Origin of the sequence: Pseudomonas sp. SM4 (assembly GCF_051913165.1) — a bacterium.
Classification (GTDB): Bacteria; Pseudomonadota; Gammaproteobacteria; order Pseudomonadales; family Pseudomonadaceae; genus Aquipseudomonas.
This window is the reverse complement of sequence record NZ_JBODOE010000012.1, coordinates 1-13,423: the sequence shown is the minus strand read 5'-3', so window position 1 is coordinate 13,423 and position 13,423 is coordinate 1. Positions and strand designations below refer to the sequence as shown.

The window sequence follows — 13,423 nt, the reverse complement described above, 5'->3', positions numbered from 1 at the left end:
CATTTTTACAGTAATACCTAATTGACTGGCTTAGGGGCTGCTTCGCAGCCCATCGGGGATAAATCCCCTCACCACAAAAGCCTCCTGAAATCGATTAATCCTTTGGGAAATGCGGCCCGGGCCCTTTTTCACCCAACACATCGCCCTGATTGCGCAGCGGGCAGGCTTGCATTGAAAGGCAGCCACAGCCAATACAGCCATTCAGCCGATCGCGCAGCAGCGTCAATTGCTCGATCCGCTCATCCAGTTCCCGCCGCCACTGCTCGGACAAAACTTTCCAGTCTGCCGCCGTCGGCGCGCGATCATCAGGCAGAATCTTCAGCGCTTCGCCAATCTCCGCCAACGGAATACCCAGGCGTTGCGCGACCTTGATCAACGCTACCCGCCGCAGCACCTCACGCGGATAACGCCGCTGATTGCCGGCGTTGCGCTGGCTTTTGATCAGCCCCTTCGACTCATAGAAATGCAGCGCCGTCACCGCCACGCCACTGCGTGCCGCGACTTCGCCGACGGTTAACTGTTTGTGCAGGTTTTCTTTGCTGATCATCTGAAAACAGCTCTTGACCTTGACTTAACTAGAGGTTTTACCCTGCAGGCCTTCGAGTCGCAAGATTCGCCTTACCGCCAAGTGGGGATTTTCATGCAAGCATCAGCGAAAAACCGCAGTTTCACTCAGTTGATCGAATTCGAGATCGAGCCGCGCCAGCAACCGGCATTGGTCAATGCGCTGTCTGTACAGTCAGAGCGTCTGGCCCAGCGTTATGAGGGCTTTGTCAGTGCCAGCGTGCAGGCCAGCGATGACGGCCGCCGCGTATTGAGCTTTCTGCAATGGCAGACCCGCGAAGCGGGGGAGGCGGCGTTACGCAGCTTTGAAAGCGGTGAGCAGGATTTCTGGCAACTGATTCACACGCATCAGGCGAAAACGATCACCTTCAATTCCTTCCAGGTGCTGAGCAGCATCGCCCGCAGTCACGACGATGCGCTGCACTGCAACCTGGTCGGTTAGATCGACAGTTGAATCAAACGCTCGCCGTGCAGGTTTTCCGTGAGGCGCCGTTTGTTCACCGCCAGTTCGCCGATCTTGATCAGTCGCGTGCGCGTGACGTTGCGGCTCAGCCCGAGCAGCGCGGCGGTGTGTACCTGGTTGTAATGGCAGAAGCGATAAGCGGCGCGCAGCAAAGCGTCTTCAACCTTTTCGTGCAGCGCACCGGCCTGCTGCGCGAAGAGTTTTTGAAAGGCTTGCTCAAGCAGTGCTTCCGGAGAGTCATCAACACTGGCGTGCTGGTCGTCCGGGCGTTCGATGCGCAGATTGGACAGGCGTAAATCATCACGCTCGATCACGCCGTTGCGGCAGATCAACAGAGTGTGATGGATGACGTTTTCCAGCTCGCGGATGTTGCCCGGCCAGCTGTAGCCGCGCAGTTTGTGCTCGGCACCGGGGCTGATGCTGACCCGCCCGTACCCGAGGCGCTGACTGTAGGCTTCGATGAAATGCCGGGTCAGCGGCAGGATATCGCCGGGGCGTTCGCGCAACGGGCTCAGCTCCAGATTGACCACGTTCAGTCGGTAATACAGATCCTCGCGGAAATTCCCTGCGTTGATGGCTTTTTCCAGTTGCACGTTGGTCGCCGCCAATACCCGCACATCAATCGGAATGCTTTTGCGCGAGCCCAGCCGCACCACTTCGCGCTCCTGCAAGACCCGCAGCAACTTCACCTGAATCGCCATCGGCAGATCGCCGATCTCATCGAGAAACAAGGTGCCGCCGTCCGCTTCCTCGAACCAGCCGGCCTTGGCACTCAAGGCGCCCGTGAAGGCGCCTTTTTCATGACCGAACAATTCGGCCTCCACCAGCGATTCGGAGAATGCCCCGCAGTTCACCGCAATGAAGGGCCGATGGCGGCGATGGCTCAAGTTGTGGATATGCCGGGCGACCAACTCTTTGCCGGTGCCGGTCTCGCCGATGATCAACACGCTGGCTTCGCTCGGCGCGACTTGTTGCAGATGCGCGAGCAGGGCCTGGGACTTCGGGTCTTCGAACACCTGCGCAGTGGCGCGGATCGACGTCGCCAGGGCGGGTGAGGGCGGTAGGGTCAGCAGTTGCATGGGCTCGCTCCACAAAGGAAAGAATCAGGAATAGAACGTCGGCACCGGCAGCGACTGGTTCAGCGCCCAGTCGCCCAGCTCATGGAGCTTGTAATCCAGCGGATCGTGCAGGGTTTGCGTGCGCAGGTTGCGCCAGTGCCGGTCGAGGCGCAGCGAGGCGTGGGTCGAGCGCGCGCCAGTCACTTCGAACAGTCGGCTACAGATGTCCAGGCCCTGACGGCTGGCGGCGACTTTGGCGGTGGCGATCGCCGTGGCGACCTGGCCGCGCTCCTCGGCGCTGAGGTTCGGGCCTTTGGCCCAGGCCTCGTCGAGCAGCGCCGCCGCGCGTTCGACCAACAAGCGAATACCTTCGAGGGCGACCCAGAACTCGCCGTAATGCGCGAGCACGTAAGGGTCTTCACGCACGCTGCGCGCCGAGGATTTGTGCCAGAGGCGGGTTTCACTGAGGGTGTATTGGCGCGCTTCTTCGAAGGCACCTTCGGCAATCCCGAGGAACATATGGGTGAATGTCAGCTGCGCAATCAGCGGTCGCAGGCAGGCGAACGGCGTGCTCAACGGGCCGGGGTCGAGAAGCAATTCCGACTCTTCGACCCGCACCCGTTCAAACGTCGCACTGCCGCTGTCGGTCTGGCGCTGGCCGATGTTGTTCCAGTCGTTGTGCAGGGTGATGCCGCTGCGGCCGCTGGGGATTGCGGCGATGAGCAATTTGCCGCCGGCGCTTTCATCGACCGCCGAGGCGATCAGCATCTGCGAGTCGCTGGCGCCGGAGCAGAAACTCTTCTTGCCGGAAAACTCGCGCCAGCCACCGAGATCCTTGACCACCGTGCGGGTGTCCAGCGGGTTGAGCGCGTTACCCCAGAACCAGTTCTGGCGGGCGGTCTGTTCGAACCACGGCTGCCATTGTTCCGGCCGCGAAAACAGGCGCACGGTGGCGAGCATCAGGTGGTGAAAACCGAAGACGTGGGCGATCGAGCTGTCGACCTTGGCGAACTCGCGGACGATTTGCAGGGTTTCGCTCCAGCTCGCGCCGAGGCCGCCGTAGCGAGTGGGTATGCTCAGGGCCAGCAGGCCGCTGTCGCGCAGGGCATCGCGCTCGGCTTTCGGCGTGCCACCGCGTTCGTCGCGTTCGACAGCGGTGAGGGCAAACTCGGCGGCCAGTTGGCGGGCGGTTTGCAACGGGGATAGCAACGTACTTTGCGGTTTGGCAGTCACACCAACACTCCTGAATTCAAGCACCCCCTGTAGGAGCTGCCGCAGGCTGCGATCTTTTGCCTTTGATTTTTTTAAAAAAAGATCAAAAGATCGCAGCCTGCGGCAGCTCCTACAGGGGATTTGTTTATGCCGTGGCTTTTGTGGGGAGTACGTCGTTGGCGATCATTTCGCCGAACGGTCCGGTCAGGTTGGTCACACCGCGCCCGGCCAGGCTTGCGTACGGTTCGGGCAGCAGCGGGAACACCAGTTCGGCAAAGCGGTAAGCCTCTTCGAGGTGCGGGTAGCCGGAGAAAATGAAGCTTTCGATGCCCAGGTCCGCGTACTCCTTGATCCGCGCCGCCACTTGTTGCGGATCGCCGACCAGTGCGGTGCCGGCACCGCCGCGCACCAGCCCGACCCCGGCCCACAGGTTGGGGGCGATTTCGAGGTTGTCGCGGCGGCCATCGTGCAACGCGGCCATGCGCCGCTGGCCTTCGGAGTCGAAACGTGAGAAGGATTTCTGTGCGGCCTCGATGGTTTCGTCGCTGATGTGCTCGATCAATTTGTCGGCGGCTTTCCAAGCCTCTTCGGCGGTCTCACGCACGATCACGTGCAGGCGAATGCCGAACTTCACCGTGCGCCCGTGCCGTGCCGCGCGCTCGCGCACGTCGGCGAGCTTCTCCGCGACGGCGGCCGGTGGCTCACCCCAAGTCAGATAGACATCGACCTGTTCGGCCGCCAAGTCATGCGCAGCGTCAGACGAGCCGCCGAAGTACAGCGGCGGATAAGGCTTCTGCACGGGCGGGTAGAGCGCTTTGGCGTTCTGCACTTTCAGGTGTTTACCCTCGAAATCCACCGATTCGCCCTGCAATACGCGGCGCCAGATTTTCAGGAATTCATCGGTGACTTCGTAGCGTTCGCTGTGGCTGAGGAAGCTGCCGTCGCCACGGTTTTCATCCGGATCGCCACCGGTCACCACGTTGATCAACAAGCGGCCGTTGGACAATCGGTCCAGCGTCGCAGCCATACGCGCCGAAACCGTCGGCGAAATAATCCCCGGACGAATCGCCACCAGGTACCGCAAGCGCTCAGTCAAAGGCACCAGCGCTGAGGCAATCACCCACGAGTCTTCGCAGGAGCGTCCGGTGGGAATCAGCACACCGTGATAACCGAGGCTGTCGGCGGCCTGCGCCACTTGTTTCAGATAATTGAGGGTGACCGGGCGCGCGCCTTGGGTGGTGCCCAGGTAGTGACCGTCGCCGTGGGTCGGCAGGAACCAGAAAACATCCATGAACAGCTCCTTAAGCGATCTTCAGCAACGGTTTGATCTGGCTAACGAACAGCGGCGCGGCGCGCTCAGCGGCCAGGCGGATACGCGCTTTCAGCGCTTCGCTGGTGATCTGGTAATCGGCAAAATCGGCTTCGGTGGCGTACACGCCAATCGGCAACGTCATCGCCTGGAAGAAACTCAACAGCGGTCGCAATTGGTGATCGAGCACCAGCGCATGGCGTTCGCTGCCCCCGGTGGCGGCGAGCAACACCGGGGTGTCGATCAGGGCATTGAGGTCGATCAGGTCGAACAAGTGCTTGAGCAGGCCCGGATAGGAACCGCGATAAACCGGTGCGGCGACGATCAGCAAATCGGCCTGTTCGATGGCTTGCAGCTCGGCCTCGACCTCAGCGCTCAGTTCCTGACGCGAGAGGGCGCCGCCCAGCGCACGGGCGATGTCGCCGAGTTCGATCAGGTGGCTCTCGATCGGTAAATGTCCGCCCAGTTCGGACAGCAGGGCTTGGGTCAGCACCAGCGTGCGCGATGGACGCCAGGTACCGCCGGACACAGCGACGACTTTCAGGGGACGCGACATGATCAGTTCCTTTTTCAACAGTTGCTCAGCGAGCAGTGAGTAAGTCACCAGGCTTGAGCAAGCGCTGTACCAATTCCTGTGGGGCCCGGTTTACGGGGCTTTGCGTATTGCGCGGGCGAGCAGCTGTGCAGATTTCAGGACGCTTTGTTGAACGCGTGTTGCCTGAGCAACAGTTGCTGGAGCAACAGTGATGAGCGCATGAGAGGGAGTTATAAAGGCTAGCTGTTATTCCGTAAAAGACTGTTATTAGATATTTATAGATCGATTAGAAATATGTGGTGTTAGATGCGCGAAACCCGATAGCCACTATCGAAAGCGTTGATTTCTGCGCGAGCGTGCCCGGGCGTAGCCTTTCTCCATCGACCCACACTGCTCGCCAGGACGCTCCCATGAATCATTTACTGACTGTTTCGCTGATGCTCGCTGTTTCCGTACTCGCTGGTTGTGCCGGTCATGTTTCCCCGGAACTGCGGCCCTATACCGCCGAAGAATCCCAGGAGCTGGCGATGGAGGCGTTGAACCGTAGCGGTCTGTCGTTCGACGAATACCACGCCAAGAAAGCCCGATTGCTCGGTCAGACACAGTTCGACAAAAAAGCTGAAATGAGCGCTGAGCGTGCCGTACAGCTGCACGGTCGGCCAAGCTGATAACAAACTGTACTGCCAGAAGTTTTACCCAACTGTCCGTGGGTTTGCCGGGCGGCGTGGGATAGGGTCAACACCTGAATGACCCAGATGGATTGTCTGCCATGACCCTTTCGCTTGATTTGTTGCTGGGCTTTGCCCTGTTCGCCCTCGTCACCTCGATCACACCGGGGCCCAACAACACCATGTTGCTGGCATCTGGGGTGAACTTCGGCTTTAACCGAACCATTCCGCATATGCTCGGGATCACCTGCGGCTTCTTCGTATTGGTTGTGGCGGTGGGTTTCGGCCTCGGGGCGGTATTCCAGACATATCCCATTCTTTACACGGTGCTGCGTTACGTCGGCGCGGCGTATCTGTTGTATCTGGCGTGGAAAATCGCCCACTCCGGGCCGGTCGGCGACAGCGCGCAGGGCGAAGCGAAACCGATCAGCTATCTCGGCGCTGCGGCGTTTCAGTGGGTCAACCCCAAAGCGTGGATCATGGCCATCGGTGCTATGAGCACTTACACGCCAATGCAGGGTTATTTCACCAATGTGCTGGTGATCGCAGCAGTGTTCGCCATCATCAACCTGCCGAGTGTCGGCCTCTGGGCAGCCTGCGGCACCTTGCTGCGCAATGTCCTGAAGGAGCCGCGCTGGTTGCGCGTGTTCAACTGGGGCATGGCGGTGTTGTTGGTGATTTCGCTGTATCCGTTACTTCTCGAAAGCTTTAGCTGATGCATTGCTTCAACCGCCGGGCCGATGCCTGTTAAGCTCGACTTCAGGAGCGTTCCTACGCACTTTTAAATGAAGTTGTTCTTCTTTAACGGCATCCGATCAGGTATTGATGACGCTCTCGAACCGACGCGCAGCTCACAAGGCTGCGCGGTGCCGTTTGCAGACACGAGCCTCCTGATCCCGGAACACGCTCTGCGAGTCTTTTATGAACACACGTCCGTTGTATTTCGATTACGCCGCCACCACCCCGGTGGACGAGCGGGTCATCCAGGTGATGATCGAATGTCTGGGGTTTCACGGTAACTTCGGCAACCCGGCCTCCAGCTCCCACGCCTTCGGCCAGCAGGCCCGGCACACGGTCGAGCAGGCCCGCCGGCAAGTCGCCGAGCTGGTCGGCGCGAATGCCGAGCAGATTGTCTGGACCTCCGGTGCAACCGAGTCCAATAACCTCGCCCTCAAGGGTGTAGCGCAGGCACGCGGTGTGCCCGGCGGCCACATCATTACCAGCCAGATTGAACACAAGGCCATCCTCGATACCGCCCGCCAGTTGCAGGACGGCGGCATCGCCGTGACCTATCTGGTGCCGGACGCCGACGGGCTGATCACGCCGCAGGCGGTCAGCGAAGCGATGCGCGAGGACACCTTTCTGGTGTCACTGATGCTGGTTAACAACGAACTGGGTACGCTCAACGACATTCAGGCGATTGGCGAGGTGGTGCGCAGCCGCGAGGCGCTGTTTCATGTCGATGCGGCGCAGGGTGCCGGCAAAGTGGCGATCGATCTGGCGCAGTTGCCGGTCGACCTGATGTCGTTTTCGGCGCACAAACTCTACGGCCCCAAAGGTATTGGCGCGTTGTACGTCGGCCCGCGGGCGCAACAGCGTTTGCAGGCGCAGATTCACGGCGGCGGTCACGAAGGTGGATTGCGCTCCGGGACGCTGGCAACTCATCAGATAGCTGGAATGGGTTCGGCGTTTGCCTTGGCGGCTGCTGCGTTCGATGAGGAAAAAGCTTCGATCGTCGCGTTGCGCGAACGCTTGCTCGAACAACTGTCGAGCCTGCCGGGTGTGCGCCTGAATGGCAGCGCCAGCCAGCGCATTCCGCACACCTTGAGCCTGACTTTCAGCGAGGGCGAATTCAACAGCGCTGCGTTGAGTCATTCGATCGCGTTTTCCGCGACCTCGGCCTGCAACTCGGCGAGCAACGCGCCTTCCCACGTGCTGTTGGCACTCGGCCACGACGCGCATCTGGCCGGGCGCACCATTCGCCTGAGTCTCGGCCGTTTCACCACTGCCGAGGACATCGACAAGGCTTGCGAACTGATAAAGAGCGCCTGCGCCAGTGCTCCGGCATTCTGGGCGACAGGGCTTTAACCAGCCGTCCTGACGGCTACGAACAATAACGAATAAGTGATTAGCAGGAGACATGATGAGTACCCAGACCTCGACCGAAGGATCGGTGCCCCAGCGCCTGGCGCACACCCGTGAGTTGATGCGCCGCGAAGGCATTCATGCGTTGTTGGTGCCGTCCGCCGACCCGCATTTGTCGGAATATTTGCCGGGTTACTGGCAGGGCCGGCAGTGGCTGTCGGGTTTCCACGGTTCGGTCGGCACGTTGATTGTCACTGACGATTTCGCCGGGGTCTGGGCCGACAGTCGTTACTGGGAACAGGCGACCAAGGAGCTCAACGGCAGCGGCATCGAACTGGTCAAGTTGCAACCGGGCCAACCGAGCCCGCTGGACTGGCTGGCCGAACAGACGCCAGAAGGTGGCGTGGTCGCGGTGGACGGTGCGGTGATGGCCGTGGCCTCGGCCCGCACGTTGAGCAGCAAACTGGAAGCGCGGGGCGCTCGTTTGCGTACGGACATCGATCTGCTCAATGAAGTCTGGAGTGATCGCCCGAGCCTGCCGAACGCAGCGATCTATCAGCATCTGCCGCCGCAAGCGACGGTCAGCCGTGGCGAAAAACTCGCCAGCTTGCGCAAAACCTTGCAGGAACGCGGCGCTGATTGGCATTTCATCGCGACCCTGGACGACATCGCCTGGCTGTTCAACTTGCGCGGCGGTGATGTCTCGTTCAACCCGGTGTTTGTTTCGTTTGCGCTGATCAATCAACAGCAAGCGACTTTGTTCGTGGCGTTGAGCAAGGTTGATGAAGATTTGCGCGCGGTGCTGGAGAAGGATGGCGTGACGCTGCGTGATTACAGCGAAGTCGCAGAGGCCTTGCGTGCGGTACCGAGTGGCGAGAGCTTGCTGGTGGATCCGGCGCGGGTCACCCGTGGCCTGCTGGATAATCTCGACGGTGAAGTAACGCTGGTCGAAGGTCTGAACCCGACCACCTTGGCCAAGTCGCAAAAAAGTGAAGCGGATGCTCAGCACATCCGTAAGGCGATGGAGCAGGACGGTGCGGCGCTGTGCGAATTCTTCGCCTGGCTGGAATCGGCCTGGGGGCGCGAACGCATCACCGAGCTCACCATCGACGAAAAACTCACCGCAGCGCGTGAGCGTCGTCCGGATTATGTGTCGTTGAGTTTCAACACCATCGCTGCGTTCAACGCCAACGGCGCGATGCCGCATTATCACGCCACTGAAGAAGAACACGCGGTGATCGAAGGCGATGGCCTGCTGTTGATCGACTCGGGTGGCCAATACCTCGGCGGCACTACCGACATCACGCGGATGGTGCCGGTCGGTACGCCGACCGAAGAGCAGAAACGCGATTGCACACGGGTGTTGAAGGGCGTGATTGCCCTGTCCCGAGCGCATTTCCCGAAAGGCATTCTGTCGCCGCTGCTGGATGCCATCGCGCGGGCGCCGATCTGGGCGGATAACGTCGATTACGGTCACGGCACCGGTCACGGCGTTGGCTATTTCCTCAACGTTCACGAGGGCCCGCAGGTCATCGCCTATCAAGCAGCGCCTGCACCGCAGACCGCCATGCAGCCGGGGATGATCACTTCGATCGAACCGGGCACCTATCGCCCTGGGCGTTGGGGTGTGCGCATCGAGAACCTGGCGATGAATCGCGAGGCCGGTAGCAGCGAGTTTGGCGATTTCCTCAAGTTTGAAACCTTGACCCTCTGCCCGATCGACACGCGGTGTCTGTTGCCGGCGTTGCTGAGTCAGGAGGAGAAGCAGTGGTTCAATGCCTACCACGCGCAAGTACGTGAGCGTTTGAGTCCATTGCTCAACGGCGCTGCGCTGGAGTGGCTGAATACCCGCACTGCCGCTATTTAAGCGATTGTCGCCCGGGCGCTGTTGCCAGCGCCCGGGTCGTGGCTTCGTTCTAGCTCTGGCGCAATGCCTGTTCGACGAAGTCGAGTCGATCCTGACCAAAGAACAACTGCTGGCCGACAAACATGCTGGGGGCGCCGAAGACGCCGCGTTTAACTGCTGTTTCGGTATTTTCCTTGAGCACGGCTTTGACTGATTCGTCATTGGCCAATGCCAGTACGGTCTGCGGGTCAAAACCTTGTTCAGTCAATACTGCCGCGACTGTCTCGGGTTCATCTAGGCTGCGTCCTTCAACCCAAAGAGCGTGGAACAGGCAATCGATAAAGGCCTGAAAGCGTTCTGGATGATGCAATTGAATGCCGGTGACCGCGCGCATCAACATCAACGTGTTGATCGGGAAGTGCGGATTGAACGTGAGCGGTACGTCATACCGCTTGGCGTAGCGATCCAGATCCTCAAACATGTAGCGGCCCTTGGCCGGAATCATCGCCGGTGATGCGTTGCCGGTGGCTTTGAACACGCCCCCCAGCAGCATTGGAATGTAGATCAACTCGCTGCCGGTCTGTGCGCAGATTTTCGGCAGTTGGGTGTAGGCCAGATACGTGGCAGGGCTGCCGAGGTCGAAATAGAACTCCACGGTTTTCGTCATTATTGCTGCACTCTCTTTATTGTTATGCAGGGGGAGGGCTTACCAGCGTTCATTCCATGGACGCAGGTCCAGTTCGAACGTCCAGGCGTCACGTGGCTGGCTGTGCAGATACCAATAGTTTTCGGCGATGTGTTCAGGATTGAGAATACCGTCCTGATCCTTGGTGGCGTACTTCTCGGGGAAACTGTTGCGAATGAAGTCGGTATCGATGGCGCCGTCGACCACCACGTGGGCGACGTGGATGTTCATTGGGCCCAGCTCTCGCGCCATGCTTTGTGCCAAGGCGCGAATCCCGTGTTTGGCACCGGCAAACGCGGCGAACCCGGAGGCACCGCGAAGCCCGGCGGTGGCGCCGGTGAATAGAATCGTGCCGCGCTGACGGGCGACCATGCGCTTGGCCACTTCACGTGAATTGAGGAAACCCGAGAAACAGGCCATTTCCCAGATCTTGAAATACTTGCGCGCGGTTTCTTCGAGAATACTGCAGGGCACGTTGGCGCCAATGTTGAAGACAAACGCTTCAATCGGGCCGACGCGGGTTTCGATGTCTTCGATCAACGCGATAACGTCTTCTTCTTTGCGCGCGTCGCAGGCGAATCCATGCGCTTCGCCGCCGTCGGCCTGAATGGCCTCCACCAGCGGCTGTAACTTGTCGGCGCTGCGCCGCGTGACGCAGGCGATGAAGCCTTCTTTGGCAAAGCGCTTTGCAATCGCCCCGCCAGTGGCGTCGCCAGCGCCGACAACCAATACGACCTTCTTGTTATTCATGGGCAGATCCCTTTAGTAAACGATCGTTAAGTGAACGAACGTTATGCTAGGATTTCGACAACGTCAAGCGAGTCAATGTCGAGGCCAAACACATGCGTTACTCCGCCAGTCACAAGCTGGAAACCCGCGAGAAGTTGCTCGAAAGCAGTGCTTTGTCGGCCAAGCGATCCGGTTTTTCCACCGTTGGTGTGGATGGCTTGATGAAGGCGATCGGTCTGAGTGGCGCGGCGTTCTACAGCCATTTTTCGTCAAAGGACGCGCTGTTCACGGCCATTGTCGAGCGGGAGTTGGGTCAGAGTCTGGAACGCTTGGGTGGACAGGGCGTGCAGGACCGCCAGCGTCTGGAGCGTTGCCTCAAACACTATCTGAGCATGGCCCATGTCGAGCAGCCTGAGGCGGGGTGTGCGTTGCCGGCGTTGGGCGCAGAAATTGCCCGGTCTGACCTGCAAGTGCGAGAGCAAGCCGAGCTGTGGATCTGTCGACTGCAGCAGAGTTGGGCGCAGATACTTGAGAGTGACAGCCTGGCATGGTCGGTCCTGTCCCAGTGTGTTGGTGCACTGGTCGTCGCACGCATGCTGGCCACGCCGGACATGCAACGAGCGGTGCTTACGTCCAGCCATGAAGAGATTGGTCGTCAGATCGCCCAGCCGCACCGATCTATTTGCAGATGACGATCATGCTGCGGCTGGTATAGCCGGCAGGGTTGAGGCCAAACGGGTAGTCGCCGGGTTCTTCCACGGCGTCACCCGATTTGGCGATCACCTTGTAGCCCTTTGGCGCGCAGGAATTGGCAGCGCTGGCATAACACTTGTCCCAGGAGGACGAGAGCCCCGAGCAGTTGATGTGCAACCCTTTTTTTCCGCGTTTTACCTGAGTTTCCGAGGTCGCCGCACAACCTGCTACTGCCAGTATGGCGATCACTATCAAAATTCGTTTCATTACCGTCCTTATGACAGCCTCGAGTCTGACGTTCGGGTCTGCCTGCATTCGATCGCGCTTGAAGCGTTCTGAAATCCCTGTCCGAAAAAATCCATATCTGGCACTGAGTTAGACGCTTAAACATGGCCTAAATCAGCGCCAATTGCCAGACCTTCGTCAAATCCCGTTTCAATCTGCCGCAATGGCAGGCTTGGCGCTACTGCCCATGGTCAGCGTGGCTCCAACGGACGCCAGAATAATGCACAGAATCGCCATCCATTGTGACAGCGTGAGGTATTCCTGCAGAAACAGCAGACCGGACAAGGCGCCGAACGCGGGTTCGATACTCATCAGTGTGCCGAAGGTTCGTGCGGGCAGGCGAGTGAGGGCGACCATTTCCAGTGTGTAGGGCAGGGCGGTGGACAGGATGGCGACGCCAATGGCGATCGGAATCAACGAAGGTGTCAGCAGTGCGGCACCGGCGTGGACGATGCCGATGGGCGCAACGAACAGCGCTGCGATCATGACGCCCAATGCGGCGGTCGTGACGCCGTTGTCAGCGCCGGCTTTCTGGCCGAACAGAATATAGAGCGCCCAGCAAACACCTGCTCCCAATGCATACCCGGCCCCGACCAGGTCGATTCCCGCGGTTGTCGCACCTGTAGGTATAAGAAGCAACAGGCCCGCTGCGGCCAGGGCTATCCATAGAAAGTCGATGGCTCGGCGGGAGGCATAAATAGCAACGGCCAGCGGGCCGGTGAATTCCAGGGCGACGGCAATACCCAGCGGTACCGTACGCAAAGACATATAGAAGAGAAAGTTCATGCCGCCCAGGGCCATGCCGTAAACGATCACTGTGCGCAGCGACTTGGCGGTGAGCCTGGCTCGCCATGGGCGCAGCAGCAACAGCATGATCACGCTGGCGAAGATCAGCCGCAACGTGGTTGTCCCCTGTGCGCCGATCACCGGGAACATGCTTTTCGCCAGGGAAGCGCCGGACTGGATCGATGCCATGGCTATTAATAGCAGGCCAACCGGGAACAGCATTGAGGCGAGAGTGCGAGGTTGGTCAGTCATTGCGTGGCATCGTCCAAGGTCAGATCAGGCATTTTATTGATTGTTGGGCAATATACTGCGCATTCGGCGCATTGGCGTCTATATATAAGCAGGCTTTTTGCGTGCGTTGATAGAAAACCTGAATTAGGGGTTGACGGTAGATTTCAGATGTCTATAATTCGCCCCACTTCCGGCGCAGTCGAAACGGAAAACTCCTTGAGATTCAATGAGTTGTGTAGGTTTCGGCAGCAAGTGCTTCAGTTCATCGAAGCCA

Annotated in this window: 15 protein-coding genes; 6 read left to right on the top strand and 9 right to left on the bottom strand. The window is 59.5% G+C overall.

Annotated elements, in window-relative coordinates; genetic code table 11:
- Positions 1-94: 94 nt before the first annotated feature.
- Positions 95-547 carry a redox-sensitive transcriptional activator SoxR gene (gene soxR / locus ACQ4MY_RS21445; RefSeq protein WP_008088131.1) on the bottom strand — a complete coding sequence of 151 codons (453 nt, stop codon included), beginning with the start codon at positions 545-547 and terminating at the stop codon, positions 95-97.
- Positions 548-640: 93 nt separating this feature from the next.
- Here soxR and ACQ4MY_RS21440 point away from each other — a divergent pair, with 93 nt between their 5' ends.
- Complete coding sequence (locus ACQ4MY_RS21440) at positions 641-1,006, top strand: antibiotic biosynthesis monooxygenase (protein ID WP_008088129.1); 366 nt, start codon at positions 641-643, stop codon at positions 1,004-1,006.
- Here ACQ4MY_RS21440 and ACQ4MY_RS21435 read toward each other — a convergent pair.
- The 4 genes from ACQ4MY_RS21435 to msuE all read right to left on the bottom strand — a co-directional run bounded on the left by ACQ4MY_RS21435 (position 1,003) and on the right by msuE (position 5,162).
- Positions 1,003-2,106, bottom strand: coding sequence for a sigma-54 interaction domain-containing protein (locus ACQ4MY_RS21435; RefSeq protein ID WP_440096398.1), 1,104 nt, complete (start codon positions 2,104-2,106; stop codon positions 1,003-1,005). The two genes, ACQ4MY_RS21440 and ACQ4MY_RS21435, sit on opposite strands and share 4 nt — an antisense overlap.
- Positions 2,107-2,130: 24 nt before the next feature.
- A complete protein-coding gene (locus tag ACQ4MY_RS21430; RefSeq protein WP_045123338.1) occupies positions 2,131-3,318 on the bottom strand; it encodes an acyl-CoA dehydrogenase family protein in 1,188 nt (395 codons plus the stop codon).
- A 124-nt stretch (positions 3,319-3,442) separates the two neighbouring features.
- Positions 3,443-4,588, bottom strand: a complete 1,146-nt coding sequence (gene ssuD, locus ACQ4MY_RS21425; protein ID WP_008079343.1) for an FMNH2-dependent alkanesulfonate monooxygenase — start codon at positions 4,586-4,588, stop codon at positions 3,443-3,445.
- Positions 4,589-4,598: 10 nt separating this feature from the next.
- Positions 4,599-5,162, bottom strand: coding sequence for an FMN reductase (gene msuE, locus ACQ4MY_RS21420; protein WP_440096397.1), 564 nt, complete (start codon positions 5,160-5,162; stop codon positions 4,599-4,601).
- A 389-nt stretch (positions 5,163-5,551) separates the two neighbouring features.
- Here msuE and ACQ4MY_RS21415 point away from each other — a divergent pair, with 389 nt between their 5' ends.
- The 4 genes from ACQ4MY_RS21415 to ACQ4MY_RS21400 all read left to right on the top strand — a co-directional run bounded on the left by ACQ4MY_RS21415 (position 5,552) and on the right by ACQ4MY_RS21400 (position 9,761).
- Positions 5,552-5,809, top strand: coding sequence for a hypothetical protein (locus ACQ4MY_RS21415; protein ID WP_440096396.1), 258 nt, complete (start codon positions 5,552-5,554; stop codon positions 5,807-5,809).
- 101 nt (positions 5,810-5,910) lie between these two features.
- Positions 5,911-6,525 (top strand): LysE family translocator, encoded by a 615-nt coding sequence (locus ACQ4MY_RS21410; protein WP_440096395.1) that lies wholly within the window; start codon positions 5,911-5,913, stop codon positions 6,523-6,525.
- A gap of 205 nt (positions 6,526-6,730) precedes the next feature.
- Positions 6,731-7,897, top strand: a complete 1,167-nt coding sequence (locus ACQ4MY_RS21405) for an aminotransferase class V-fold PLP-dependent enzyme (protein WP_440096394.1) — start codon at positions 6,731-6,733, stop codon at positions 7,895-7,897.
- 55 nt (positions 7,898-7,952) lie between these two features.
- On the top strand, positions 7,953-9,761 hold the full coding sequence (locus ACQ4MY_RS21400) for an aminopeptidase P family protein (protein WP_440096393.1): 1,809 nt from the start codon (positions 7,953-7,955) through the stop codon (positions 9,759-9,761).
- Between the two features lie 49 nt (positions 9,762-9,810).
- Here ACQ4MY_RS21400 and ACQ4MY_RS21395 read toward each other — a convergent pair whose 3' ends face one another.
- Both ACQ4MY_RS21395 and ACQ4MY_RS21390 read right to left on the bottom strand, forming a co-directional pair.
- A complete protein-coding gene (locus ACQ4MY_RS21395) occupies positions 9,811-10,407 on the bottom strand; it encodes a 2-hydroxychromene-2-carboxylate isomerase (protein WP_440096392.1) in 597 nt (198 codons plus the stop codon).
- A 39-nt stretch (positions 10,408-10,446) separates the two neighbouring features.
- Positions 10,447-11,175, bottom strand: coding sequence for an SDR family oxidoreductase (locus ACQ4MY_RS21390; RefSeq protein ID WP_440096391.1), 729 nt, complete (start codon positions 11,173-11,175; stop codon positions 10,447-10,449).
- A gap of 92 nt (positions 11,176-11,267) precedes the next feature.
- On the opposite strand from ACQ4MY_RS21390, the gene ACQ4MY_RS21385 reads away from it, so the two are divergent.
- Positions 11,268-11,846, top strand: coding sequence for a TetR/AcrR family transcriptional regulator (locus ACQ4MY_RS21385; RefSeq protein ID WP_440096390.1), 579 nt, complete (start codon positions 11,268-11,270; stop codon positions 11,844-11,846).
- On the opposite strand, the gene ACQ4MY_RS21380 is transcribed toward ACQ4MY_RS21385, so the two are convergent.
- Positions 11,833-12,114 carry a hypothetical protein gene (locus ACQ4MY_RS21380; RefSeq protein WP_158833364.1) on the bottom strand — a complete coding sequence of 94 codons (282 nt, stop codon included), beginning with the start codon at positions 12,112-12,114 and terminating at the stop codon, positions 11,833-11,835. The genes ACQ4MY_RS21385 and ACQ4MY_RS21380 overlap by 14 nt on opposite strands.
- Before the next feature lie 168 nt (positions 12,115-12,282).
- Entirely contained in the window at positions 12,283-13,170 is an 888-nt protein-coding gene (rhtA, locus tag ACQ4MY_RS21375; RefSeq protein WP_440096389.1) for a threonine/homoserine exporter RhtA, read from the bottom strand.
- Positions 13,171-13,423: the final 253 nt, after the last annotated feature.

Coding starts and splice junctions, on each gene's coding strand:
- soxR (WP_008088131.1), bottom strand. CDS start 547: ATGATCAGCAAAGAAAACCTGCACAAACAGTTAACCGTCGGCGAAGTC.
- ACQ4MY_RS21440 (WP_008088129.1), top strand. CDS start 641: ATGCAAGCATCAGCGAAAAACCGCAGTTTCACTCAGTTGATCGAATTC.
- ACQ4MY_RS21435 (WP_440096398.1), bottom strand. CDS start 2,106: ATGCAACTGCTGACCCTACCGCCCTCACCCGCCCTGGCGACGTCGATC.
- ssuD (WP_008079343.1), bottom strand. CDS start 4,588: ATGGATGTTTTCTGGTTCCTGCCGACCCACGGCGACGGTCACTACCTG.
- msuE (WP_440096397.1), bottom strand. CDS start 5,162: ATGTCGCGTCCCCTGAAAGTCGTCGCTGTGTCCGGCGGTACCTGGCGT.
- ACQ4MY_RS21415 (WP_440096396.1), top strand. CDS start 5,552: ATGAATCATTTACTGACTGTTTCGCTGATGCTCGCTGTTTCCGTACTC.
- ACQ4MY_RS21410 (WP_440096395.1), top strand. CDS start 5,911: ATGACCCTTTCGCTTGATTTGTTGCTGGGCTTTGCCCTGTTCGCCCTC.
- ACQ4MY_RS21405 (WP_440096394.1), top strand. CDS start 6,731: ATGAACACACGTCCGTTGTATTTCGATTACGCCGCCACCACCCCGGTG.
- ACQ4MY_RS21400 (WP_440096393.1), top strand. CDS start 7,953: ATGAGTACCCAGACCTCGACCGAAGGATCGGTGCCCCAGCGCCTGGCG.
- ACQ4MY_RS21395 (WP_440096392.1), bottom strand. CDS start 10,407: ATGACGAAAACCGTGGAGTTCTATTTCGACCTCGGCAGCCCTGCCACG.
- ACQ4MY_RS21390 (WP_440096391.1), bottom strand. CDS start 11,175: ATGAATAACAAGAAGGTCGTATTGGTTGTCGGCGCTGGCGACGCCACT.
- ACQ4MY_RS21385 (WP_440096390.1), top strand. CDS start 11,268: ATGCGTTACTCCGCCAGTCACAAGCTGGAAACCCGCGAGAAGTTGCTC.
- ACQ4MY_RS21380 (WP_158833364.1), bottom strand. CDS start 12,114: ATGAAACGAATTTTGATAGTGATCGCCATACTGGCAGTAGCAGGTTGT.
- rhtA (WP_440096389.1), bottom strand. CDS start 13,170: ATGACTGACCAACCTCGCACTCTCGCCTCAATGCTGTTCCCGGTTGGC.